The organism is [Clostridium] ultunense DSM 10521 (genome assembly GCF_000511955.1).
In the GTDB taxonomy this organism is placed as follows: domain Bacteria; phylum Bacillota; class Clostridia; order Tissierellales; family Tepidimicrobiaceae; genus Schnuerera; species Schnuerera ultunensis.
In genome coordinates, this window is sequence record NZ_AZSU01000001.1 from 253,321 (window position 1) to 279,137 (window position 25,817).

At 31.6% G+C, this 25,817-nt stretch carries 28 protein-coding genes and 5 pseudogenes; 27 read left to right on the plus strand and 6 right to left on the minus strand.

Annotation, left to right across the window (positions count from 1 at the left end):
* Positions 1-438: transposase (locus tag CUL_RS16430; RefSeq protein WP_025640275.1), on the minus strand; the 438-nt coding region annotated here is incomplete at its 3' end.
* 633 nt (positions 439-1,071) lie between these two features.
* Between CUL_RS16430 and CUL_RS0101245 the strand changes: the two genes are divergently transcribed.
* On the plus strand, positions 1,072-1,251 hold the full coding sequence (locus CUL_RS0101245) for a hypothetical protein (protein WP_005585437.1): 180 nt from the start codon (positions 1,072-1,074) through the stop codon (positions 1,249-1,251).
* Between the two features lie 648 nt (positions 1,252-1,899).
* On the opposite strand, the gene CUL_RS0101255 is transcribed toward CUL_RS0101245, so the two are convergent.
* Together CUL_RS0101255 and CUL_RS20055 are read right to left on the minus strand one after the other, a co-directional pair.
* Positions 1,900-2,298, minus strand: coding sequence for a transposase (locus tag CUL_RS0101255; RefSeq protein ID WP_081722717.1), 399 nt, complete (start codon positions 2,296-2,298; stop codon positions 1,900-1,902).
* 335 nt (positions 2,299-2,633) lie between these two features.
* Positions 2,634-2,774, minus strand: a pseudogene (locus tag CUL_RS20055) (transposase); the annotation flags it as partial.
* Positions 2,775-3,609: 835 nt separating this feature from the next.
* Between CUL_RS20055 and CUL_RS17855 the strand changes: the two are divergent.
* The 10 genes and pseudogenes from CUL_RS17855 (at position 3,610) to CUL_RS18770 (ending at position 11,390) form a co-directional block, all read left to right on the plus strand.
* Complete coding sequence (locus CUL_RS17855) at positions 3,610-4,677, plus strand: copper amine oxidase N-terminal domain-containing protein (RefSeq protein WP_051403470.1); 1,068 nt, start codon at positions 3,610-3,612, stop codon at positions 4,675-4,677.
* Positions 4,678-4,990: 313 nt separating this feature from the next.
* Positions 4,991-5,200, plus strand: coding sequence for a methyltransferase domain-containing protein (locus tag CUL_RS19990; protein WP_201767823.1), 210 nt, complete (start codon positions 4,991-4,993; stop codon positions 5,198-5,200).
* Between the two features lie 15 nt (positions 5,201-5,215).
* Complete coding sequence (locus CUL_RS16440; protein WP_201767824.1) at positions 5,216-5,737, plus strand: class I SAM-dependent methyltransferase; 522 nt, start codon at positions 5,216-5,218, stop codon at positions 5,735-5,737.
* 15 nt (positions 5,738-5,752) lie between these two features.
* Positions 5,753-6,343, plus strand: a complete 591-nt coding sequence (locus tag CUL_RS0101275) for a GrpB family protein (protein ID WP_025640278.1) — start codon at positions 5,753-5,755, stop codon at positions 6,341-6,343.
* A 529-nt stretch (positions 6,344-6,872) separates the two neighbouring features.
* Positions 6,873-7,166 (plus strand): annotated as a pseudogene (locus CUL_RS16445) (class I SAM-dependent methyltransferase); the annotation flags it as partial.
* 657 nt (positions 7,167-7,823) lie between these two features.
* Positions 7,824-8,104: pseudogene (locus CUL_RS18205) on the plus strand (IS110 family transposase); the annotation flags it as partial.
* Between the two features lie 106 nt (positions 8,105-8,210).
* A complete protein-coding gene (locus tag CUL_RS0101295) occupies positions 8,211-8,621 on the plus strand; it encodes a sialidase family protein (protein WP_025640281.1) in 411 nt (136 codons plus the stop codon).
* 153 nt (positions 8,622-8,774) lie between these two features.
* Complete coding sequence (locus CUL_RS0101300; RefSeq protein WP_025640282.1) at positions 8,775-9,461, plus strand: response regulator transcription factor; 687 nt, start codon at positions 8,775-8,777, stop codon at positions 9,459-9,461.
* Between the two features lies 1 nt (position 9,462).
* Positions 9,463-10,764 (plus strand): sensor histidine kinase, encoded by a 1,302-nt coding sequence (locus CUL_RS0101305; RefSeq protein WP_025640283.1) that lies wholly within the window; start codon positions 9,463-9,465, stop codon positions 10,762-10,764.
* A 485-nt stretch (positions 10,765-11,249) separates the two neighbouring features.
* Complete coding sequence (locus tag CUL_RS18770) at positions 11,250-11,390, plus strand: hypothetical protein (RefSeq protein WP_157752600.1); 141 nt, start codon at positions 11,250-11,252, stop codon at positions 11,388-11,390.
* A 139-nt stretch (positions 11,391-11,529) separates the two neighbouring features.
* Here the strand turns inward: CUL_RS18770 and CUL_RS0101320 are convergent, their stop codons facing one another.
* Positions 11,530-12,555 carry a sensor histidine kinase gene (locus CUL_RS0101320; protein WP_025640284.1) on the minus strand — a complete coding sequence of 342 codons (1,026 nt, stop codon included), beginning with the start codon at positions 12,553-12,555 and terminating at the stop codon, positions 11,530-11,532.
* Positions 12,552-13,223 (minus strand): response regulator transcription factor, encoded by a 672-nt coding sequence (locus tag CUL_RS0101325; protein WP_025640285.1) that lies wholly within the window; start codon positions 13,221-13,223, stop codon positions 12,552-12,554. The genes CUL_RS0101320 and CUL_RS0101325 overlap by 4 nt, the downstream gene beginning before the upstream one ends.
* A gap of 208 nt (positions 13,224-13,431) precedes the next feature.
* Here CUL_RS0101325 and CUL_RS0101330 point away from each other — a divergent pair, with 208 nt between their 5' ends.
* The 12 genes and pseudogenes from CUL_RS0101330 (at position 13,432) to CUL_RS18775 (ending at position 23,942) form a co-directional block, all read left to right on the plus strand.
* Positions 13,432-14,199, plus strand: coding sequence for an ABC transporter ATP-binding protein (locus tag CUL_RS0101330; RefSeq protein ID WP_025640286.1), 768 nt, complete (start codon positions 13,432-13,434; stop codon positions 14,197-14,199).
* The gene (locus CUL_RS0101335) at positions 14,186-17,380 is read left to right on the plus strand and encodes an FtsX-like permease family protein (RefSeq protein WP_025640287.1); all 3,195 of its coding nucleotides are present in this window, start codon (positions 14,186-14,188) and stop codon (positions 17,378-17,380) included. The genes CUL_RS0101330 and CUL_RS0101335 overlap by 14 nt, the downstream gene beginning before the upstream one ends.
* Before the next feature lie 242 nt (positions 17,381-17,622).
* Positions 17,623-17,715, plus strand: coding sequence for a helix-turn-helix domain-containing protein (locus CUL_RS18210; RefSeq protein WP_236616421.1), 93 nt, complete (start codon positions 17,623-17,625; stop codon positions 17,713-17,715).
* Positions 17,716-17,803: 88 nt separating this feature from the next.
* Positions 17,804-18,727 carry an ATP-binding cassette domain-containing protein gene (locus tag CUL_RS0101340; RefSeq protein ID WP_025640288.1) on the plus strand — a complete coding sequence of 308 codons (924 nt, stop codon included), beginning with the start codon at positions 17,804-17,806 and terminating at the stop codon, positions 18,725-18,727.
* Entirely contained in the window at positions 18,720-19,472 is a 753-nt protein-coding gene (locus CUL_RS0101345; protein ID WP_025640289.1) for a DUF2705 family protein, read from the plus strand. The genes CUL_RS0101340 and CUL_RS0101345 overlap by 8 nt, the downstream gene beginning before the upstream one ends.
* Before the next feature lie 19 nt (positions 19,473-19,491).
* A complete protein-coding gene (locus tag CUL_RS0101350) occupies positions 19,492-20,403 on the plus strand; it encodes a sensor histidine kinase (protein WP_025640290.1) in 912 nt (303 codons plus the stop codon).
* 99 nt (positions 20,404-20,502) lie between these two features.
* Positions 20,503-21,302 (plus strand): annotated as a pseudogene (locus CUL_RS0101355) (GNAT family N-acetyltransferase).
* A 53-nt stretch (positions 21,303-21,355) separates the two neighbouring features.
* Entirely contained in the window at positions 21,356-22,270 is a 915-nt protein-coding gene (locus CUL_RS0101360) for a class I SAM-dependent methyltransferase (RefSeq protein ID WP_025640292.1), read from the plus strand.
* Positions 22,271-22,431: 161 nt separating this feature from the next.
* Positions 22,432-22,722: a hypothetical protein gene (locus CUL_RS0101365; protein WP_025640293.1), complete on the plus strand. Its 291-nt coding sequence runs from the start codon at positions 22,432-22,434 to the stop codon at positions 22,720-22,722.
* Positions 22,723-22,812: 90 nt separating this feature from the next.
* Positions 22,813-23,412 (plus strand): class I SAM-dependent methyltransferase, encoded by a 600-nt coding sequence (locus tag CUL_RS16450; RefSeq protein WP_025640294.1) that lies wholly within the window; start codon positions 22,813-22,815, stop codon positions 23,410-23,412.
* A gap of 202 nt (positions 23,413-23,614) precedes the next feature.
* Positions 23,615-23,812, plus strand: a complete 198-nt coding sequence (locus CUL_RS0101375; RefSeq protein WP_025640295.1) for a hypothetical protein — start codon at positions 23,615-23,617, stop codon at positions 23,810-23,812.
* 19 nt (positions 23,813-23,831) lie between these two features.
* Positions 23,832-23,942: a hypothetical protein gene (locus tag CUL_RS18775; RefSeq protein WP_109840408.1), complete on the plus strand. Its 111-nt coding sequence runs from the start codon at positions 23,832-23,834 to the stop codon at positions 23,940-23,942.
* A gap of 106 nt (positions 23,943-24,048) precedes the next feature.
* On the opposite strand, the pseudogene CUL_RS0101385 reads toward CUL_RS18775, so the two are convergent.
* Positions 24,049-24,267, minus strand: a pseudogene (locus tag CUL_RS0101385) (IS110 family transposase); the annotation flags it as partial.
* Positions 24,268-24,678: 411 nt separating this feature from the next.
* Between CUL_RS0101385 and CUL_RS0101390 the strand changes: the two are divergent.
* The 4 genes from CUL_RS0101390 (at position 24,679) to CUL_RS0101405 (ending at position 25,476) form a co-directional block, all read left to right on the plus strand.
* A complete protein-coding gene (locus CUL_RS0101390) occupies positions 24,679-24,876 on the plus strand; it encodes a hypothetical protein (protein ID WP_025640295.1) in 198 nt (65 codons plus the stop codon).
* 19 nt (positions 24,877-24,895) lie between these two features.
* Positions 24,896-25,006, plus strand: a complete 111-nt coding sequence (locus CUL_RS18780; RefSeq protein ID WP_109840408.1) for a hypothetical protein — start codon at positions 24,896-24,898, stop codon at positions 25,004-25,006.
* Between the two features lie 142 nt (positions 25,007-25,148).
* Positions 25,149-25,271, plus strand: coding sequence for an AAA-type ATPase lid domain-containing protein (locus CUL_RS20285; RefSeq protein WP_456243146.1), 123 nt, complete (start codon positions 25,149-25,151; stop codon positions 25,269-25,271).
* Positions 25,272-25,278: 7 nt separating this feature from the next.
* Complete coding sequence (locus CUL_RS0101405) at positions 25,279-25,476, plus strand: helix-turn-helix domain-containing protein (protein ID WP_157752602.1); 198 nt, start codon at positions 25,279-25,281, stop codon at positions 25,474-25,476.
* Positions 25,477-25,817 lie beyond the last annotated feature (341 nt).

The window sequence follows — 25,817 nt, forward strand, 5'->3', positions numbered from 1 at the left end:
GATTAAAAAAGAAGCTAAAAATGGATTGATATCCTTAGAAATTTCTTCAGTTACATCAACAAGATTATTGAATAAGTCGTTTAAAGCATCAAAGAAATTAACCTTAAACCTAGAGAATTGAGACTTATGAGGAACCTTGAGAAATCCACAAAATTGACGCATTTCAGATGAAATATTAAGTAATGAAATCAATAGATCGATAGAAGGAAGAGATAAAATATTTTTAAGAATAAAGGCGTTAATCATAGACTCTAAAGAGAAATTTCTTTTTCTACCAAAATGAGAATAATATTTTTGGTAAAAAGAAAATGGAATAAAATCACTAATATTAATGAATTGGTCTAACAAACCAAGTAAATTGTTTTGATTTTTATTGTAAAACTTATCAAATTCAGTAGAAATATCAGTAAAGTTTAATTGTTTAGCTGAAACTGGCATAGGATTCTCCTTTCTATTTGTTTTGAGTTATACACATCTTAGTACTGTATATATACCCAAAATGGGGGGATCCTAGCCATTTCAATATAAATAAATGTAGTAAATATGCGAGTTGTAGGGTTCTGCAACGAGCTAATAATAAAAATAAGCAAAGGGGGGGATGAAAATCAATATGGGATATAGAATTTTGTTTGAGGTGATGGCAATGAAAGATTAAAAAGCATTAAATAAATCTAATAGGTTGCAAAAGTATTAGATATAGTTAATTTAGACATAATAGTTAATCTTTTAATGTAGAAAGACAACTGGAATGAAATTTGAAATATTGAAACTAATAATTGTTGTTTTAGAACTACTATCTGGAAAAACAGGGGTAACAACATTATACAATTGATAGTATTCAAATAAAAAGGAAATAAACGAAACTTGAATAGAAATAATCGTACTTTTAAAAAACTAACTTGAAAATTTTATTAAAGTCAAAGGGGAATAAAATTTGTCAAATAGATATAATGAATTAAGAGTGTATGCATATTTTTAATTTGTATGATAATGCTTTTTTCTACATCAACAAGTTTTGCTTCATCAAATTTTTTTAGCTCTCTTATAGAGCCTTTTAAGGGACAAATATTCATGGAAATAGATGGAAGAGACGTAGTGTATAAATATACTTACTCTGCTGCAAAGACTATAGTAGAATTTAATTCACAAGGAAATGAATATATTATTATTTATAATAGAAATGAAAACAAGATGTATTTAAATGGCAAAGAATTAGCTTTTGAAGAAGAGTTAGAATACCATTGCTCCTAATTATGCTGTTGAAATAGGTAGAAGTTATGGTTCACTTGGAACAGATGTAAGAGATGTATCCGTTATTGCTGGGGCTATAATAGCACTTGTAGGGGGACCTGCGACTTGGGCTGCCGCTACCGCAATTGCTGGTGTAATTGTTGCGAGAGGTTTAGATCGCGTATATTACATTAAAATAACTTATTATGATGATGATACACTACATCTGCCTAGGCCTAAGATGTGGTCTGAGTATTACTTCTATTCAGATCCAGGAAGAACAGACCTCATAGGAGCAATTTAATAGATTAATATATATGGATGTGAAAATGTGAGAAATAAGATAATAACAACTATTTCTTGGATAACTGCTATATTGATTATTATGCTTATACCTTTAAAGAAATTACTACTAATTCCTAAAGAAATTTTTAATGTCATTATGGGCATTGGTCTCATTTTGGTATCTGTAATTCTTTTACTAAAAGAATATTTCTCTAATAGGAAGTTCACTATAGTGTCATTGATAGCGCCAATAGTATTTTTTTTAATTTCTTTATACTATTTGCTTCTATTGTAAAAAAATCAACTTAATTAGAAGTTTTATCTATAAATAGATAGATACTGATGATTATTGAACAAATTACCATATGGATAATAGTCCCCCATTTATTCCTGGGGGATTTTTTTATGGCTCTTTGTCAATAGGATCGTGGTTCTCTTACAAACGCCATAACTCATACGCTTAATTTCTTTTACTTTGTTAATCATTCCTTCTAATAATCCATTTGAATATCTACTAGTAAAACTATTTTTAACAGAATCTATATCTCTTTTAATTCCATTAATAAAAGAATTTAATTCAGGAATATTAAACTCCCTTGCTTTTAACATCCATTCCTCCAAGGATAATTTGTTTTCTGAAAACATATCCTTAAAATTGTCAACTAGCTTCTTTAAGTTAATAAGCTCATGATAGTTTTCTTTTAGTTTATTTAAAATATTGGATTCGTCTTTAGTAAGGTTTGTATTGTTTTTACAGATCAGTTTAGTGGCAACGTGTAAGATATATTTTTGTCTTTCTGTTTAACATATTTAGCAGTATTTTTTCCGGAACTTATGCTTTTCTTTAACTCTTTCTTGTTTATATAAGAAGAAATTAAAGATTTTGGCCATCATAACCTTGTTTCTTGAGAATATTTAATATTTTCTCATGTGTATTGCCTTTATTCAATAATTCTATAATTAATTCTTTATATGGATCCAACTTATTTTTTCTTCTCTAACTTTGTTTTTAAGATTATTGCCATCAATTACAATTTCACTATTTTGATTATTTATATCACTTTTACACATACCATCACTATCACTTGAAATTGCTGGTTTCCTTGGGTATTTTTTCTTCACATATTGCTTATTGCATCTAAAAGATTATTAATCAGATGGAACTTATCAGAAATTTGATCAGATTTTGGCAAGGCTTCCTTTATAGCAGCTGCATATGTTAAAGAGCCATCCCTGCTTACCAATTTAATGTGAGGAAAATTTTTTAGCCATTCTAATAAATCATTTGTTTCTACTTGGTAATATTTCTGATACTTTTTTTATCTAGGTCACAGATTAAAGTACAATAAACCTTTCCTTTTCTAAAAGCAAAATCATCTACTCCAATATTAGTAACGGTTTTATCTACTCTAATTAAATCTTTTGGCAACTTTCTTAGGATTCATATTATGGTATCATGGGAAATATTGATTTCAAACTTCAACATTATCTTAGAAACTTTTTCTGTACTAGTTGAAAGTCCTAATATCTTAATTATTTCAATAATATTATTAGGTAATCGTGCGTAAGGATTTATAAAATCAAATCTTTCAGTAAAAATTGACTGACTACAGGATATTTCTTTACATTTAAACTTCCTAACTATCAATATAATTTCTTGAGAATGTCCATCTAATGAGCCGTTAAATATTTTTCTAGTATACTTTGAATATATCTTATCTGAAACTGTCCCTCAGCTAGGATATTTACAATATTTTTTGGTACTTTCAGCTATAATATATTTCTTGTTACCCTTTTCAAACTGATGGATTATTCTTATATTTTCCATATTTATCTCCTTTAAGTCCTTTAAGATAATTATTATATTTAAATTATATTAAAGAGGATATATTCAAGTCATTGATAAATATTTTCCATTTTTATCATCATCAAATTTGCAAGAGAACCAAAACATTTTTGAAAGATATAAAGTAGATGCATTAATATAAACTGTAACTGTTCTTTAACCATTTTGTTACCAAATAAATTTAAAACGTGTTTATACTGAAATTAAAGTATATAATTATGAAATTAGATAATTGGGAGGAATTATGTATGGTTAAATCAAAGATAAAAAGTACAATTGTATTAGGAATATGTTTAACAATGTTGACATCAACAGTAGCATTTGGTGTTAAAGATATAAGAGTATTTAAGGATGATTTAGTCGTACCAATCGCCTGTCACGAAAATAAAATTAACAATGAAGATAGAAGTGTTGCTGTTATAATAGATGGTAAAAGGATTGAGTTAGATGCAAAACCATTCATAGAAAATAATCATACATTAATGCCTCTCTTTGCAGTTTTGGAAAACCTAGGAGTAGAAGTTGAACTTGATGATGAAAAAGAGGTTATTAAAATCAATCAGGAACATATAATTATTGAATTAACAATAGGTAAAAATACTGCAAGGGTATTAAGAAATATTACTGGAACTTTAAAGGAGGAAATAATAAAATTAGGTGTAAAGCCTAAAGTTGTAGATGATGACATATTTATTCCAGGTCGTTTTGTTGTTGAAACCCTAGGAGCTGAAGTTGATTGGGATAATTCATTAAGAGCTATGATTATTAAAACTAAAAATATAAATGAAATAGAAAATTTAGTTAGAAATTTTGGTGAGAAACTTCAATTAGTATCCCTTCTCGCTCCAAAAGACATGGCAAGCAAGAGTATAGAGGAAAACTATAGCGAATTTATTTCTTATTCACTTCTTGAAAAGTGGAAAAGCGGTCCTGAAAATGCTCCAGGAAGAATAACCTCAAGTCCATGGCCAGACCGTATAGAAATTAAAGATATTAAAAAGGTTTCAGAAGATAAGTACCAAATTAAAGGAGAAATAATTGAAGTAACCAGTGTAGAGAAGGCAACTGGCGGATCTGCAGCAAAACAAGCTGTTACAATATTTGTAGTAAAGAATAACGACAGATGGTTTATTGATGAATTTAAAGAATCAATTGTATATAAAAATACTGAATATAGTTTTGAATTTTATCTTCCAGAGAGCTGGGAAGGTAATTATATAAAAGAATCTCAGGATGATAATCATGAAGTTGGCTCCATGGTTTCTATAAGGCATCCTAATGGATTACAGAAAATCAACGACAAGATATACCAATAATGATATTTACAATTAACCAATGGAATTTAATTCAAAAATCAGAACTAAGTATTAATGGAGCACCTATTCCTTCAAGAGAACTTGGTCGCAATATCGAATATGTTTTTGCACTTCCAGCAAGATATAATTATGGGTTTTTACCAAGATATTAAGAAGTAGAGAATATATTTGAGAATGATTCATTAGGGCCAATAGTAGATAAGAAATAATGCTTGCTTTATTGATTATCATATAAAGATACCTTCTTTGGGTGAATATGACCATTGTTACAATGAATTTAATAATAACTATGTAGAAAAGAGGGAGAATAACAATGGATTTGATGGATTATGTAATAGAATTTCATAAAGATGCTGAAAGACAAGGTCCTGGTAACGGTGAAGCAACTAGAAAAGCCTTGCAGTATATACCTGAATTAGGTAAGAATGCCAGGATACTTGATATTGGTTGCGGAACAGGAGCACAGACAATGGTTCTTGCAAAAAATACAAAGGCACAAATAATAGCTGTAGATATGCTTTAAGAGTTTTTAGATAAATTGCAAGAAAAAATTGATAGAAAAAACTTAAGTAATCGAGTTGTGATAAAGCAGGGATTAATGGATAATTTGGATTTTCAAGAAAAATCATTTGATGTAATTTGGTCAGAAGGAGCAATTTATAATATTGGTTTTGAAAAGGGATTATTGGAATGGAAGAAATATCTTAAGGATAATGGATATATAGTAGTCTCAGAAATTTCATGGCTTACAGATAATCGCCCTAAAGAGATAGAAGAGTATTGGGCAAATGCCTATCCAGAGATAGATACAATTGATACAAAATTATCTATAATTGAGAAATGTGGATATGATCTAATTTCACATTCTGTATTGCCTGAAAGCTGCTGGATGGATCACTATTATAGACCAATGCTTTTACGCACTAATCACTTTCTTAAAAAGTATAAATATGAGGAAAAAGCAAAGGAGTTCATAAAAATGGGGATGGATGAAATCGAAATATATGAAAAATACAAGGAATATTATAGCTATGTATTTTATATTGCAAAAAAGGTATAGAAGGAGGTAGTTCATATGTCATCAAAGCAAGAAAGCAATAACTTCATCTATAGGAGCGACGAAGAACTTCAGAAGCTTACAGTGGGAGAATTGAAGCCACATAATGCACCTATCACCCTTGTTGAATATGATCCACATTGGCCTAAAGCTTTTGAACGGGAAGCGAACCGGATTCGTTCAGTACTCGGCAGCAAAGCATTGCAGATTGAACATGTTGGCTCCACCTCGGTATCGGGGTTATGTGCGAAACCTATCATTGATATGTTACTGGTTGTAGAAGACTCAGCTGACGAATTGTCCTACGTCCCGGAATTAGAGGCAGCTGGTTACATACTAAGGATTCGAGAGCCAGAGTGGTTCGAACACCGTCTATTTAAAGGCACTGATATAGACATCAACCTACATGTATTTAGTGTAGGTACACCTGAAATTGATAGAATGCTTCGTTTTCGAGATTGGCTGCGGTCCAATGAACCTGACCGAGACAAATATGCACAAGTCAAGCAGAGATTGGCAAAGAATAAGTGGCATCATGTTCAGCACTATGCAGATGCCAAAACATCCATAATCCAGGAAATTATGGAACGAGCTAATGCCAATAAGTAGTGCGCCAAATATATTGAAGATCATTCCTGTAATAAAATAATAATAAAAAAGTTGATACTTAATAAACATCCATCTATTTATTAAAGGAAATGAATAGTTAATATAAATTGCAATATTAAACGATTTTATAATATTATTCTTCTTTAATCTAACCTGTGATATTGTTATAGTGTTTAAAAGTAAGTATGTCAAGAGTGGTGCTTCTTGATGATATTCTTTAGATTGCATACCGCAAACAACTTCAAGGACATAAAAAACTAAAACAAGGAGGAAATATGAAACCAGAAAATATTAATGATATTCAAACATCCTTTACTATACAAGCAAAGAATTTTGAAGATAGTAATATGAATTTTTCAAAACAGGAATATCTAGACTATATTGTCCATAGCATTGAGCCAAGCTCTAGCGATTACGTGTTGGAGGCTGCTGGTACATGTGTCTGTGGGAGATCTGTTGCCCCTTTAGTGCAATCTGTTATCTGTCTTGATGCAACCCCAGCCATGCTCGAGATCGGACAAAAAGAGGCAGAAAAAGTGGAATTGATAATATGGAGTTTGTTAATGGTTTTGTTGAAGAAATTCCGTTTCCTGATGGACATTTTGATATTGTATTGACACGACTTGCATTTCATCATTTTATTAGAATAGAACGTTCTTTTTCGGAAATGGGCCGTGTTCTTAAACCGGGAGGGAAACTAGTTATAATTGATATGGAAGCTACTGCTGAGGGGCTACGTGAGATTGAGGATAGAATTGAAATAATGGGGGATCCTTCTCATGTAAAAAATCTTAGTAAGCAGGAATTTGTACAATTGTTTTAGAAACATAAGTATACTATTACCAAGGCGGAATCTACCAAAATTCCCGTATCATTAAAAGCATGGCTTGCTTTAACCAATACTCCAGAGAAAACCCGTAAAGAAATAATTTTACTATGATGGAAGAAGCCATTCAAGGAGGGGAACTTACTGGATTTGTTCCCCATATTAAAAATGATGAAATATATTTTGATCGAAGATGGTTGTTGATGATAGGAATAAAGTAGAAAAAGCTAACATTTAGTGAAAGAGTGAGTATGATTGTGGGTCATTTTTTTACTGAAGTATATAATATTGTAGCGCAAATTCCTTACGAGAAGGGAGTCTCATAAGGTAAGGAAATATAATAAATATCATTGATTTCTTGTCCGTACATGAAGATAATATATGGTGCAAGACAACCGAATAAAAACACAATGCCATAAGGATATGCAGGAACAATTACTAAGGCACCAAGCAATGTAAATAAAATAGATTAGGGTGTGTAGTCAGTCGCAGTTCTTTGTATAAAAGGTTAAACATCATATCTACTTCTACCAGTCCGAATCATAATTTCTTCCAAAGATAACTCAAATTTATCACTTGGCTCTTTTAAGTATTAGAAGGATTTAGCAAAAGCTGATTTTTAAGCACTTCTTAAGAGTTTGCCATCTTTAATAAAGGAAAGTAAAAAATGATAAAATTGATGCCCAGAAAATTGCCCTGCTCTACAGATTTCATGAACTAAAAGCCACCAATATAACTAATGAGGATATTGAATGTTTAAGAAGCCTTTGTCGCCAGTATTACAAGTTAAGTGATGAGCTTACTGCCTATAAAAATAGACTTATAGATATTGCTTATAAGCTTATGCTAAACTTTAAGGATTTCTTTCCAAATATATATTTTAAGACTGCTATTGCTGTCTTAGAGGATATCCTACTCCAACTGCAATTATTAAGATAGTGAAATTTATAATTTTCACTAAAGGTTCGCTAAAGGTAGATAGTTTATGATAATAAATGTAAGGCAGCTGCTTACAAAAAAATTTCGGAGGTAAGATAAAATATGATGACAAAAATTCTGTCAAAGTTGGACACAACAAAAAAGAAAGCGGGAGCTATTGTTCTTTGCGGGGCTCTTGTTGCCGCACTAGGAGTTGGAACGGTTTATGCAGCAAGTTCTATGAATTCTTTGCAGGTTAAGATGGAAAATGGGGTTAGAAGCTATTCCAGGGATGGCGGTAAGAGTTGGAGTCAAGATGCACCTGACGGTGTAGTGGTCAGCGATAAAGATGGTAAGCTTACCATTACCAATGGCATTCCCTCGAAGGATGATGAAGGGAACGGAATGCTGAGCAAAATGGAAGACGGCATTAGGTACTATTCTACTGATGGCGGTAAGAGTTGGAGTCAGAATGCGCCTAAGGGCGTAACAGTGAACGAAGATGGTTCTGTGATTAAAAAAGATTTACAATAATGAGATCAGTTAATGTAAAACTACAGACATACTCGGATATAAAAAAGGAAAATATTCCCTAATACATAGGAGCTGTGATCCGCTCCTATGTATATGCATATTTGAGGCATCTTGTTTCAACTGGTTTAAATTAGCAGGCAAGGAGGTACACAAGTGAGGCTATTAATGGTTGAAGATGAGAAGTATATGGTGGAAGCTGTCGCACAAGTCCTAAAAAAGAATAACTATAGTATTGATTTGGCGTATAACGGTGAAGATGGACTAGACTGCGGGCTTTCAGGCATTTATGATATCATCATTCTAGATATCATGCTTCCTAAAATGGATGGTATAAGCGTACTTAAGGAATTGCGCAAAAATGGAATTGAAACACCTGTTATCTTGTTAACTGCAAGAGGCGAGACGGAAGATAAAGTGCGAGGCCTTGACAGTGGTGCTGATGATTATTTGGCGAAACCATTCCATACTGACGAGCTGTTAGCCCGTTTACGTGCATTGGGGCGAAGAAAGACGGAATTGGTAAATGATGGCATACTCAAATATGGAGATATCAAACTGAATCCGCATACCCTGCAGCTCGAATGCGGAAGTAAAGAGATAGTACTGACTTTAAAAGAGTCCCAATTATTGGAGTTGCTAATAAAAAGAAAGGGCATGATTGTTTCAAAAGAAAATATTATTGTAAAGCTATGGGGTTATGATACTGATGCAGAAGATAACCGTGTAGAAATACATGTATCCCTTTTACGAAAAAAGCTGGCTCAGTTGGATTCCGACGTCTACATTCATACTATACGGGGTGCAGGATATATCTTAAAAACAATAAGGGATGGGCAATAAAATGTTTACAAAATTACGCAATAAATTTCTCATTCTTAATATGTCTATGACTTCCACAGTTATGATTACTGCCTTTGCTGTCATTTATATCATTAGCTATAATAATGTAAATTCAGAAATTACAAAAAAATTAAATCTGCAAGCTGGAATGCAAACTGTAATAGAAGGAACAGAATTGCCTGATGATACAGAAAATAGTAAACCCAAAACCCTTAATCGGAGGTTTTCACCAGATGATACCTATTCATTCAGTATCTATGTAGACGGAAATGGCGAGATTTTAGAAATAGACTCCCCCTTTAATATGCCTGAGGAAACATACAACAAAGCTGCCGATATTGCTTGGAACAATAAAAAAAACAGTTCTACAATAACTTTGGAAGGTAAACAATGGGAATATGCCATAGCTCAAATGAAAAAGCAGGTTATTCAAAGGAATGGGCAGTCATATACCGTTGCGGAAAACAAATACCAGATAATGTTTTTAGATGTTACAATGTATAAGAAAACACTGTTTCAATTGCTTATTACATTGCTTTCTGTAGGATTAATAATGCTTTTTGCTATTTTTATCATAAGTCTTTATTTTGCCAACCGGGCAATTAAGCCAATAGCCGAAGCATGGGAAAGGCAGAAACAATTTGTCGCTGATGCCTCTCATGAATTAAAAACACCGCTTTCAATTATAAATGCCAATTACGATGTGCTTTTGACAAATCAAGAAGAAACCATTCAGAGCCAATTAAAATGGCTCGATTATATAAAAATCGGAACCGACAGAATGACAAAACTTATTAACGATCTTTTGTCTCTGGCAAAAATGGAGGATGTGAGATTTCCAATACAAAAAGTGACATTTAATATGAGCGATGCAATTAATGATGTAATATTATCGATGGAACCTGTAGTGGCTGAAAAAGATATTAAACTCACCCATTTGATTGAGCCTGACATAATCGTTAAGAGCGATCAGGAAAAAATAAAGCTGGTCGTCACGATTTTATTTGATAATGCCGTAAAGTATACAGATGAAAAGGGGCAGATCGATATATCTCTGATAAGATCAAAACGCCATGTCACATTTACCATAAAAAATAGCGGGAAAGGGATAGCCAAACAAGATTTGCCAAAAATATTTGACAGATTTTATCGGGTAGATCCTTCCAGAACGCAAGAAATCAGTGGTTATGGTTTAGGACTATCAATTGCGAAGACAATTATGGATAGATTGGGCGGTGAGATATATGCTACAAGTGTGGAAAATAAATATACAACGTTTACTTTTATACTTGAATTAATATAACTGGAAGATGCTTCTCAAGTATATCTGACTCTCAATAGTCAATATGTGTGTAAAACTTGTAATACTAAATATGGGAAGGAAAATGAAGCTTATGAAATAATTTATGTTGATAGTTGCAGATTTTATAGATATAGGAGTGGAGTGGGCTATAGGGTTAAGGATAGGCAGAACAAAATATTATAAGATATCCAGACTGGATTAAAAGATATAAATACGAGCTTTTTCAAATAATCCTATAGGATTATTCTGCCGATTTTATTAAATGATTTATTTTGGGCAATGGCCAGCATTGTTTATTCAATTGTTTATGGCCCCATGGGTACAGGATTTACAGCTGCTGTTCAAATATGCAATCCTGTAAGTAATATGTTTATAGTAGTTTCTATATTTGTTAGTATAATTTTAGGATTGAGTTTGGCATTAACATCTCCCTTATATTAGATTCGTTTAATGTTTCTAATGAAGTAAGGAGCAGTACTTTAATAATGCTCTATATAATTTCTTTCGTATTTATTGTTCATTTTTTAGGAATGGTTATACTAGTTGGTATTTTACGTGGAGTAGGGGATGCAAGAAGTTCACTGATAATAGAGGGGTCTACTATATGGCTTATAGGAGTTCCTTAGAGTGTATTGCAAAATTATATAGGAATAAAGTAATGGTAGTACTGATGGAAAGAAGATAAGAGAATGAGGCTCTAAAGATGGTTTAACAAGCCGTTTTTAGAGCTTCTTTATCAGCTGCTTTTGATAGTTATAGACAAAATTATAATAGATAATAGTTGTCAGATTTAGGAAAGTGAATATTAACCATTGTGTATTTTCCTTCTTCAGATTGAATTGATATATTATGTCCTAGCTTTAAAACCATTTGTTTGGCAAGATAAAGCCCCATTCCGGTAGACTTGGAGTAATTTCTTCCAGTTGAGCCTGTAAACCCTTTCTCAAATACACGGTTGATGTCCTCAGGTTTGATACCAATTCCAGTGTCCTTAATTCGAAGTAGTTTTTCTTTACTATCCTCTTCAAATATAAAAGAGATAGAGCCGCCATCATTTGTATACTTTAAAGAATTTGATATAATCTGATCAATTATAAAGCTAAGCCATTTGCTATCACTTTGTACAAATTGCTCTTCATCCCATATTGTGAAGGTAATCCGTTTATTTATAAACAACTTGGAATGCTTTTTTATACTTTCTCGAATGACCTTATTCAATGATATTTCTGTAATAAAATAGTCCTTTGAAAAGGAGTCGATACGAGAATAATACAATGCCTGTTCCACATAATTTTCTATTTTGTGTAATTCATCTTCAAACTTATCTACGAGGTAATCTACTGTTTTATCAGCACTATTTCTCATAAGCATAAAGCTTGCCGTAATAGGAAGTTTTACCTCATGAATCCATGACATAATAAAGTCTTGATGTTCTTTTTTCTCATTATAAAGCTTTTCAATATCATCCATATAACTACTATGGACTTTTTTTAACAGTTCCATATATAGCTCCTGCTCATAGTTCTGTGGCTGAGGAGCTGCTTCCAATATTTCTTTTTCATCACTATTAATCAATTCATTAAGCTGTTTATAAAAAGAGTTATGATAAAAATAACCTGTAATAATATAGATCGATGCTAGAAATATGCAACCTAAGTTTGTATATATAATATTGCCTACAAGTTGCTCTTTATTAGAACTGACCATCATCATAAGTGTTACAAAGGACATCATTATTATGAATAATATCAAAAAGTAACGTTTATCTTCTACATATTTTAAAAATTTCATCTTATTATATAGCCTTCTCCCTTCATAGTAGTAATATAGTTCTCTTTGCCTAGTTCAGCTAGCTTCTTGCGTATACGAGCAATATTAACTGTCAGAGTATTATCATCTACAAAACTTTCATCCTCCCAAAGGCTGCGCATGATTTTTTCACGGCTTACTACCGATCCCTTGTTTTGCATAAGTATATTTAGAATTTTAAATTCGTTTTTTGTAAGTTCCGCCTTTTTATCTCCATAAAAAACATCTCCATTATTAAGGTTTAGTATAATTCCATCATGTTCAATTATTGTAGCAACTGTTTCAGTATATGAGTATGTCCTGCGAAGTAGAGCCTTTATTTTAGCTATCAGAACTTCCTCATAGAAGGGTTTCTGAATAAAATCATCTCCACCCATATTCATGGACATGACCATGTCCATAGGTGTATTACGAGATGAAATAAATATAATAGGTACTTTTGAAATGTCTCTGATTTTATTGCACCAGTAGAATCCATCGTAAACAGGTAGATTTATATCCATTAATACAAGATGGGGATTTTCCTTTAGAAATATTTCAAGCACCTGGCTAAAGTCATCTAAAATTATAGTTTCATATCCCCATTTTCTTATGCTTTCTCCAATCATGTCTCTAATAATAGGTTCGTCCTCTACAATCATTATCTTCATCTCTATTCCTCCAATGGTTGAGAGTTGCTTTAAAATACTGTTTGAATCTATTATACCTTTTTTTCTGAAAAATGTAAGGCTTTAGAAATAGCTTACAAAATTGTAAGGTTGAGCTTTTAAATCGTAAGGTTAATAAAGGGATTATTTGATTTTATAATGCTAATATTAAAACAGGATTAGAAATTACTTAAATGGAGGAATTTAATATATGAAAACAGTTGTAGAAGCAAGAAAGATCAAAAAAGTGTATGGTCTAAAGGGAACTGTTTTTCCTGTTTTGCATGGAATTGACTTGAACGTTCAGGAAGGAGAATTTGTTGGAATCATGGGTCCTTCCGGATCAGGGAAAACAACTCTTTTAAATATTTTAGCTACAATAGATCAGCCAACCTCTGGCCATATCGTGATAGATGGAGAGAATATATTGAATATGAATGAGGAACAATTGTCTGCTTTTAGACGGAATAAATTGGGCTTCATCTTTCAGGATTATAATTTATTAGATACATTGACTGTGAAGGAGAATATTCTGCTTCCTTTGGCAATAGCTAAAATGCATGTATCAGAGCTGGAACGCAGAGTTGATGAAATTGCAGATAAGTTTGGTATTCGCCCTATACTTGAAAAGTATCCTTATCAAATTTCAGGGGGACAAAAACAGCGTACGGCGGCATCACGTGCTATAATATCAAATCCAAGATTAATATTAGCTGATGAGCCAACGGGAGCATTAGATTCAAAGTCCGCTGCGGATCTTTTGGAAAGTTTAAAATCACTTAATGAACAAGATAAGGCAACAATTTTTATGGTAACTCATGATGCCTTTGCAGCAAGCTATTGTAAGAGGGTGCTTTTTATAAAAGATGGAAATATATTTACAGAGCTTGTTAAGGGAAATACATCCCGAAAAGACTTTTTTAAAAAAATATTGGATGTTTTAAATATGTTAGGGGGAAGTGCAAGTGACATTATTTGATGTAGTGAAGAAAAATATGAAAGGAAATTTTAAAAGCTACCTTATTTATTTTATCTCTATGCTTTTTAGTGTAGTTATTTATTATACCTTCGTTTCTCTGCAGTATAGTACAGAAATAGCAAGGGGTATAGAATCCTCAGAGGCAATGGAGTCAATTTTTATGGTGGCGTCTGTTATACTTATACTATTTGTAAGTGTATTTATACTGTATTCAAATAGAACTTTTGCAAGAAAACGAAAAAAAGAAGTAGGATTGTATTCCCTTCTTGGTTTACAGAAAAAAACTATAGGTAGAATGCTATTTTATGAAAACTTTATTATGGGTATTATAGTATTAATAATAGGAATTGCAGTAGGGACATTTTTGTCTAGATTATTCAGCATGATTTTAGTTAGACTCCTTGGAATAGTAATAGATGTAGGCATGGTATTTTCTCTTAAGGCTGTTATTAATACAACCATTGTATTTATAGCTATTATTTTGCTTACGTCTATTCAAGGATATAGATTGATTTATAAATTTAAACTGATTGAACTGTTTAGAGCAGAACAGGTTGGAGAACAGGAACCTAAGGCATCTGTTATATCTGGCATACTGGCTGTGCTCTCTTTAATCTTAGGCTATTGGTTCGCATTTCAAAGGTTTTCGGATAATCAAGAAGTCCTTAAAAATATTAGCATAAGCCTTGTAGGAATAATATTAGGAACTATATTACTGTTCTCTTCAGCGGTGGTTCTGCTGCTTAAAATGAAAAAGCGCAACAGGAAAAGCTACTATAATGGAATGAACTTAATAATTACATCTAATCTAGTTTATCGAATTAAAGATAATTCCAGAATCTTAAGTGTAATATCATTATTATCTGCAGTTGCATTATCTGCCGTCAGCGTTGGTGTTGGAATGTACTATGGTTTTGAACAAAACTCTCGATTGGCAACACCCTTTAGTTATATGTATATTTCTCAGGATGAAACCTTTAATGGGAGTGTAGATAATATAATCCAAGGAGATGAAGAGCATCCTGTTATTGCTCAAACGACAATCTCCGTAATTAAAAGCAAAGGAGAAGCTTCAAGTTCAAAGATACTATCAGAAAGAGAAGCAAATGCTGATGAGAACCCTGTGAAGATAATCTCTGTAGGTCAATATAATAAGGTTGCAAATATTTTAGGATTAACTGCTCTACCTAGTATTGAAAATGGAAAAGCAATTGCAATAAGACCAATGTATACGGACTATGAATCATCTGATTATAAGGGTGAGACTATTACTCTTAATCTTCCTAAGGAAGATATAACTCTTGAGTTTGAAGATATGACAGTTGAGAGAGTAATCAATTGGAGCTATCCTGATGTGATGATTGTAGTAAATGATGAGGATTATGGTAAATTCAAAGCACAAAGTACAACGGTAGACTATGTTGGATATGTTGTAGAGGATCAAAAGACTACGAAGAAAACTACAAATGCACTGGCAGAAATCAAGACGCCAGAATCCAAGTTATCTACATTTTATACAGAATATAGGCTAGGTATAGAAGGAGCAGCTTTTAATGTGTTTATATTAGGGTTTCTTGGATTAGTATTTATTATGGCAACGGGCAGCATAATTTACTTTAAACAACTATCTGAAGTGACTTCAGATAAATCACGATACGAGATTCTTAGTAAAATAGGGGTAAGCAATAGAGATATTAGCATGTCCATACTTAAACAAAATGTATTTATATTTGGTTTACCATTAGTTATAGGTGTGGCACATTATATAGCAATTATAAATTTTCTGAAACGATTTTTTAGTAATTTGGCAGGAGTAAATTTGATTCAGCCTATAGTTTTATGTGTAATTATATTTAGCTTTATATATGCAATTTATTTTGGAATTACAGTTAACTCATCTACTAAGATAGTTAATGGTAAATCTCTCCCAGTAGTTAGGGCACTAGTTGCTTTAGTCTTGATCTTTATGATCGCACTGGTTGGAACATTGCTTTGGACTACTCCACCAGTAGAGAAAGAAGAACCTTATACCGACCAGAAGATTATTTTGGAACTTCCAAAACCAACAGGTCAGTATGAGATAGGTACTACTGAAATACACTTGGTAGATGATACACGAGTTGATCCTTGGGTGAAGGATAAAGTAAGGGAACTTATGATAAGTATCTGGTATCCTGCACAGAGAGAGAGCGAAGAAAAAGCATTGTATATGAAACCTGGAGCAGCTAAACATTATGATGAAAACACTGTTACAACTATTGGATTAGATCCTGGACAAATTGACTTATCCGGCATAGTTACAAATGCATGGGTTAATGCACTAGTTGCAAACAGTGATGAAGGGTGGCCGGTAATCTTATATTCTCCAGGAGGTACAGTTCCAAGAAATTTTGGTACTGCAGTAGTGGAAGATTTAGCAAGCAGAGGCTACGTAGTGGTTACAGTAGACCACACATATGAAACTTCTGCAGTTGAATTTCCAGATGGACGTGTTGAAACTGGGAAATTAAAAGACATGAACGCAGAGACCGTGCTTAAGATGATGGATGTAAGAGTTGATGATATGAAATATGTACTAGATCAGCTTGCTGCAATACAGGATGGTAAAAACCCTGATTATGAACAGAGGAGATTGCCTACGGGTCTTGATAAAGTATTAAATCTTACGAAGGTAGGTATATTTGGACATTCCGCTGGTGGCGCAACTTCTGCACAAGTTATGTATGAAGATGATAGGGTAGATGCAGGTATAGATATGGATGGTAGCTTGGGATATATGCCTGATTATCTGCTTCCTGTAGCTGAGTATGGTTTAAACCGTCCATTTATGCTTATGAACTCAGGTTATAATGATGATGGAGAAGTAGATTCCCATCTCACTGCAAAGGATAGAAATTCTTTCTGGAAGAATTCAACTGGATGGAAATTGGACCTTGCCATACCCAATGGAGCACATTATACCTTTACTGATTATCAGATTCTTTTTCCGCAACTTAATAGAAAGTTAAGTATTTCGCCAAGGGTAATTCAACAAAGTATCGGTACTGCTGACCCTGATCAAGTGTTTGAGGCGCAGAGAAACTATATAGCATCATTCTTTGATCTTCATTTAAAAGATATCCCTCAACCATTATTGGATTCACCATCAACACTATATCCAGAGGTTGAATTTATAAAGTAAAGAGAGTAAGATTTGAAGTGAACAACATTCCACTATCTCAAATTATGTAACGAGTCCAATAGGTTTATACTCAATGGATTTAAAAGTTCAAAGGATATCAGATATCTAAAAAGCTATTGTATTTCTCAATGAGAATACTTATAATGAATGATTATTGTTGCACTTTGGATACTTCATTGGTACAATTTTGCATAAGGATTTAGAGTATCAATTTTTATTTAAGATTATAAACCAATGTCCATATAAGTAATCTCCGCTCCAAATTAGCTAAAGTAGATCCAGATACGGAGTATATACGTACAGTATGGGGAATAGGATTTAAAATCAGTGAATAAACTTAAGACTTTCTTAAGTTTTTCTTTATATTATCTTGTAGATTATATTTTAATATAGAATCATACAAGATAAAGGAGGGAAACTTAAATGGCAGATATAGTCCTTAAAACTAATAATATAACCAAAAAATACAAAAGCTATTTAGCAGTTGATAATGCAAATATTGAAGTGAAACCAGGGGATATATATGGACTTGTTGGTAAGAATGGTGCAGGTAAAACTACTTTGCTTAGAATGATTAGTGGCCTTACAATACCAACAAGTGGTGAAATAGAATTATTTGGGGAAACTTCAATCTATGGTTTAAATAGATCAAGGATGAGAACAGGATGTGTAATTGAAGCACCTAGCTTCTTTCCATATTTATCCGCAACTAAAAATTTAGAGTATTATAGAATACAAAAAGGGATTGTAGATAAAGAGGTTGTTAAAGATAGTCTTAAAATTGTTGGTCTTCAGGATACGGGCAAGAAAAAATTTAAAGATTTTTCCTTAGGTATGAAACAACGATTGGGTTTGGCCTTTGCCATAATGGGTAGCCCAGACCTTCTTATATTAGATGAACCAATAAATGGATTAGATCCTACAGGTATTGTAGAGTTTAGAGAACTTCTACTAAAACTTAATAGGGAGAGAAATATTACTATTATTATATCCAGCCATATATTGGGAGAGCTTTCTCAGATAGCAACAATTTATGGGTTTATCCATAATGGTAAGATATTAGAACAAATTTCATCAAAGGAGTTAAATGAAAAATGCAGGCGTTATCTATCGCTTAAGGTAAGTGACGCTGCAAAGTCTACTGTTATAATTGAGAAAAGATTAAATACAAATAAATATGAGGTATTAAACGATAATGAAATTAGACTATATGAATATGTTGATACTCCAGAAATGGTAACTAAAACCCTTATAAATAATGATGTAATGATCTCCTCCATAAATCAAACTGGAATAAATTTAGAAAATTATTTTATTGATTTAATTGGAGGTGATCATAATGATTAATTATATTAAGGCTGAACTTTATCGAAATTTAAATAGACCGTATTATTGGAATTTTGTAATACTTATATCTATTGCAGGATTATTATTAAATATCATAACTAAGATAACAGCAGTTTCTGATCAGATGAGTTTAGTTGAAGTAATGACCATAGGCATTCAAGTTATTAATGTACCCATATTTCTTGTTATAATGATGATAGACATGGTAACAAGTGAAGAAAATAAAAATTTAACACTAAAGAATGTGGTATCATTTGGTATTCCTAGAAACAAGATCATAATATCAAAAATAATTGCTACGGCTATACTGTCTATTGTTGCAGCTTTAATTATATTAACAATATTCTTAGGTAGTGGAACAATATTGTTTGGGCTAGGAGAAGATTTTTCAATGGACATTCTTAGAGATTTTTCTCTAAGAATACTAGCAGCAATACCTTTATGGATTAGTGGCATATCAGTAGGAACTTTTATTAGCCTTGTTTTTAAAAATAATACTATATTTTCTTTTTTATATGCTATTTTATTTACTATGACAGGATTGGTAACCCAAATCCTCTCTAGGCTGTTGTCGGAAAAGTTTATGTACATCCATAAGATTTTAATTACAACAAATTTAATGAGTTTGCGTTATGATGTGGTAGGGAAGGATGCTATGATTTTTGCAGCCATTGTGGGTATGGGATATACAATATTGTTTACAATTTTAAGCATATTATATTTTAGCAGGAAAGAAGTAAAATAAATGAAAGAGGGTGATATCTATGCAATTATTAATTATGTTTTTTTCTATTGCACTATTGGGCATATTTATCACCTTTTATACCTTACATTATAGAGAAGTTAAAAATATAACCGATCAACTAAGTAAAATCAACAAAACTAAAACCAATTCAAAGATATTGATGGCATCTTCTAATAGAAACTTGAGAAACCTAGTCTTAGAGATAAATAAAACTTTGGAAGAGAAGCAAAAATCGGAAATTCAACATAGAAATATGGATTTAGAGCTAAGACATGCTATTGCCAATATGTCCCATGATCTACGTACACCTCTTACATCTATAATTGGATATATGCAGCTTATGGATGAGGACAATTTAACCTGCAATGAAAGAAAAGAATATATGGATATAATTACAAGGCGGGCTGAATCTTTACAGATATTAATATCAAGCTTTTATGACCTGTCTAGACTTGAGGCAAAAGAGTATAAATTTGAGTTAAAATCTGTGAATCTAAGTAGTTCACTCTATGATTCTATTGCATTATATTATAAGGATTTTATAAATAAAAATATAGAGCCTATTATTGATATTGATGAAAAAATATCATTAATTATTGCTGATGAGAATGCAGTGAGAAGGATTTTTTCAAATATAATAGAAAATGCTATAAAATATGGAAATAAGTACATGTCCATCACCTTAAAAGAAGAGGAAGATTGTATTATAACAGCTTTTACAAATGATGCTCCAAACTTGAAAAAAGAAGATATTGATCATATATTTGAACGTTTTTTTACAGCAGATACGACAAGAGGTGATAAAAGTACTGGACTAGGCTTGGCTATAACTAGAGAGTTAGTTGAACAAATGGGACATGACATTTATGCTAGTATAACCGATGGCAAGATTAACATAATAATCAAATGGAAGAAAAAACTTTTCAGCTAGAGTAGCAATGACATATCTACAACAAAAAGTTTTGGGTTATTTTATAGTTTACATGGGTAATTTTAATGTGAGTCTAAAGGGAAATGAGGGTTGAAAGGTATGTTTGTTGAAATAGGACATAAGGAATTTAAAAATATAGAAAAATTTTTTAATAAAAATAAATATCAAATACCAGCACTTGCAGTTTTAAATAGAAACTTTCCTGGAAAGGTATTTGTAGATAATAATGATAAACCTGAAATTGCTCTAGTTTGGGCTATTTCCAGATGGTCGTATATTTCACGCAAAGAACAATCACTAAAGCATAAGGATTTTATCAGGGATGTCTTTAATAATGGAATTCTTCCTTTGATAAAGACAATGGGAGAGAAACGCTTTGAGGTTTATACAGATAATAATACTGAATGGGATAGTATGTTAAATGAGGCCTTAAATGATTATCAACTTGGTAAGCATTATGAAAATACATTTGTTCTGAATAAAGAGAAATTTATAGCATTTACTTCTCATTTAAAGGTTCCAAAAGGTATAGAAATCTGTGAGAGTACTTTTCCTATTATTCCTGAAAAGTATGAGAATTATGTTGAATATGATAAAACTAAAATGAAAGTTTGTGGTATGACATTAAAGAAAAAGGGCAATATAATATCTCAATGTTCAAACAATGGATTTATTTATAATAGTTATTATTTTATTGACCTTGATACTTTTGATAAAGGGGAAAGAAATAACGGATACGGGACACTTGTTTCTTATAAATTAATATGCAGTGAACTAAAAAAAGTTTATTGCCTTTGTGGGAGACTACAATTGATAATTTACCATCTCAAAGGGTTGCACATAAATTGGGCTTTGAAAAGGTAGATGAATATCCAGTTTATACTATTACAGGATATTAGAATATTTTTGGCAATACTATAAATGGTATTAAATATAAGGGGTGATTAAATTAATGGAACAAATAAGTATGACTGCATTGGTAAGTGCATTTTCAAGAGCATATCATTCAATACACAATACAGAGAAAGTATTTGACGATTACTTGGCGAAGGAAATTCTAACTCAAAGTGAATATGAACAGATTGCAAGTAATATGTCAAAAGGAATCAAATTTTTCAATCCATCATTCAAGGGTACGCAGGAAGAAGCCTTGCGTTGGATTGTAGATAATCAGTTGTCTCCATCTCCACTTGGTAGAGCAGCATTTGCAGAAAGATCACTTGAAAATGCTGTGAGATTTGGAACAGAGCAATATCTGATTTTTGCTGCTGGATATGATACTTTTGCATATCGTCAGCCAGAGTGGGCATCAAAAATCCAAATTTTTGAACTTGACCATCCTATTATGAGTTCAGACAAGCAAAAGCGTATTCGATCGATAATGGCAGAAAAACCTTCTAATCTTCATTATATATTAGCAGATTTTACAGAAGATGATTGGGAACGCAATTTAATCGCTTGTCCAGCATTTGATCAAAATAAAACTAGCTTCTGTAGTTTACTTGGAATAAGTTACTATTTATCTAAGCTAGCTTTTGCTCAGATGATTAATATTATTTCAAGTATTGTTCCAAAAGGCAGCAGTATTGTTTTTGATTATCCAGATGAAAATACTTATACCTTAAAAGCAGGAGAACGAGTTAAAAAACAAACAGCGATGGCTGGTGCAGCAAATGAAAAGATGCTTGCAAGCTACTCTTATGTGGAGTTGCAGCAGTTATTAGGTGACAGCAATTTCTTGATTTACAAACATTTAACACCAAGTGAAATAACAGAGCAATATTTTAAAAAATATAATCAATCTAATCCAAAGCACTCTATAACAGCTTTTGATAATGTAAATTATTGTTTAGCGGTTAAAAGATAAAGCAATTTTTGAATCTTAAATTGTCAAATTTACTCTTTGTAAACGGCAAGTACTCTTCCTTTATTTTAGTAAAATTAAGTATAATACGGAAATAAAATATAATTTAGAGTTTTGTATCGACTTATTTGTCTTTAATGCATATAAGAAAGGGATAGAACTATATGATTACAAATAATAAGATAATTAACTTCATAAATTATCTAAGTAAGGTAAATAGTAGTACGAATATCTTCTATGAATCATTCAAAGATGATTTTCCTTTAGGAGATTATGTTGTAGAATTTATAATAGATAATAAAAAGGAACTAAATAATTCTTTTAATCCTAAGAATAATCCAAAATTAGAAGAGTTTGCTAGGGAAGTAGTAGAGTATTCCACTAGTAAAACAGTTGAAACTATAATAGGATTAAACCAATATGTACAGATAGATAATTTGTTAATTAATAAATAAAATCTATTATATGAAGATTTTATTTATAAAATTATTAAGATGTTATATTTATATGAAACAATTAATTTAGATTACGTTAATAGGATTGTTATGAAACATCAGTTAAAATTGAGAAGCATTTTAGGAACAATTGATGAACTTAGGATATTTCCTAAATACGAGAAATTTGTAATATCTATTCCTTGCTCAGAATATGATGCAGAGTTTCAATTAAATATTTTAAATATCAATTTAGAAAAGATAAAGGAACCTATTCTAGATTTAGGATGTGGCAGTAATGCAAAGTTGGTTTATTACCTTAGAAGGTTAGGTATGGAGGCATATGGGATTGATAGGACTATAAAGAATACATTATATGCAATCAAGGCAGATTGGTTTGAATATGAGCTTAAACCAAATTATTGGGGGACAATTATATCACATTTGTCATTTAAAAATCATTTTAGAAGGAATCATTTTAAAAAGAATGGTAATCATATTGCTTATGCAAGGAAATATATGGAGTTATTAGATTCTCTTAAGCCAAGTGGTGAATTTTATTATACTCCCGATTTACCATTCATTGAACAATTTCTATCGTCTGATTCATATATAGTAGAAAAAAATGATATTAAGGATATAGGTGGGTTTTTTGAATATAATGAACCTTTAAATATTCAATCAGTAAAAATAAAAAAAATAAATAGTTAAGATACTTAAAATTCATATCTTATTCTTCTCTTTCTCTTACGTCTATGGTGATGTTTAGATTTATGCCTCTTCTTGGGGCTTACAATGCCATTAGAAGTTAGTAGGTAATGAAGAGCATTGTAGCTAATTGATGTTAGTATATAACCATGGACACAAAATAAGGTTTTCTGTATACTAAAAATGAGGAAGGAAGTGTCCATAAATGTCTAAGAGAAATACCTATACAGATGAATTTAAAACTATGATTGCAGAAGTTACACCTAATTTCAATAAAAATACCATGTATGGTAAAATAAGATACATCGTGGATAGCCCTATAAATTACTTAAAAGACAAAAACTTGATTCTGATTTTGACCTATGCCTCTAAACTTGTAAGCAAAACTACTCAGAGTCCTTAAAGATGGAAAAGTTCGTAGATTGGGGGATAATAAAGAAAAAGCCGTTGATGTAAGGAGTATTACTGTTATAAATATAGACCCAATTAAAGCAGAAAAAGTTAGATCAAATAAGAGAAGACCTATTTTATAGGTTATCGGTAGTGAATATAAGATTATTACCCTTGAGGGAATGACAAGAAGATATTATGGCATATGTAGAACATTTTGCTAACCTTTATAATGAAAAAATANGCTACATATACTGGTTTCCAATATACTCCTGTACTTTCCATCGCTACATGGTGGCAATCTTCTTTTTCTAGCCATTCTTTAAGACTTTTTAAGCCATGCTGAAGAGCTGAAAACTTCCTTATTTCTGATGTTGGTTTGCAATTCAAGGCACCCTTGGTGATACATGCTACTATGTTATCCCTATGAACATCCAACCCGCAACATATTTCTAATATTGCTTCCATTACCTTCACTCCAATATGTTTTAGTGACAAGATTGATAGCCTGAGAAAATCTAAAATTTCACACACGTGCTATCAGTTTTATTCCTAAGAAGTAAAACTAATGCAACACTCCTTTGTACTCTTGGGCTATCAAGATAGGTTAGTACCCGGGGATCAACCGCCATTCTTATTATCATCCTTTTTTCTTGTCCCGTTTTTAAGATATCCATTTAATAGTAGTTATAAACATCTTCAACATAATTTAGGGGAACGATTATTAGTAGTCACTACATTTTCATTCCCCTTTGTGTCTTCAAGTCATGATGGTTAGTAGGTAATGAAGAGCATTGTAGCTAATTGATGTTAGTATATAACCATGGACACAAAATAAGGTTTTCTGTATACTAAAAATGAGGAAGGAAGTGTCCATAAATGTCTAAGAGAAATACCTATACAGATGAATTTAAAACTATGATTGCAGAAGTTACACCTAATTTCAATAAAAATACCATGTATGGTAAAATAAGATACATCGTGGATAGCCCTATAAATTACTTAAAAGACAAAAACTTGATTCTGATTTTGACCTATGCCTCTAAACTTGTAAGCAAAACTACTCAGAGTCCTTAAAGATGGAAAAGTTCGTAGATTGGGGGATAATAAAGAAAAAGCCGTTGATGTAAGGAGTATTACTGTTATAAATATAGACCCAATTAAAGCAGAAAAAGTTAGATCAAATAAGAGAAGACCTATTTTATAGGTTATCGGTAGTGAATATAAGATTATTACCCTTGAGGGAATGACAAGAAGATATTATGGCATATGTAGAACATTTTGCTAACCTTTATAATGAAAAATATAATAAGAATATATATGGTGTATCTGATGAAGTAAAATAATTAATCTTCGACTATTCTTGGTCTGGCAATGTAAGAGAACTGCAACATATTATAGAATCTTCTATTAATTTTGCACAAGTAAGATGGAGATATAATAATAAGTCATTTGCCTGTATATTTAAATGAGAGGGATTTGGAACCAAATATTTCTATTAAAGAAAAATATATTGGAAAGTCATTAGATGAAGTAATTATGAATATAGAAAAACAAATGATTATGAAAGCTATAGAAGAGTCCCGAAGGAATATAACTAAGGCTGCAAGCATATTGAAAATAACTAGACAAAGATTACACTATAAACTTAGTAAGTATGATATTGAATTTATATAAAAGCCTAACTAAATAGAAAATTTCCATACAAACTGACAGATTTTTGTCAGTTTGTTTTACCTGATACAATCTTCTAAAAGAAGAAACTATATTGTTGGCATTAATCTTGCAAGATCAAAAGATAGTAGTACAATAAATAGGAGATCAAATAGTGAAACTAATTATGAGAATGAATATTAAAACAATTTAATAATTGTAATATCTAATAGACTTAAAATAAAGAAATAAGAATAATTCTCATAAGTAATGAGGATGTGGGTAGATAAGAAATCGGAATATTTACTCGATGGAACTAGAGAAGTTAATTTAATGCTTTCATCGGGAATTAGTAATAAAACATT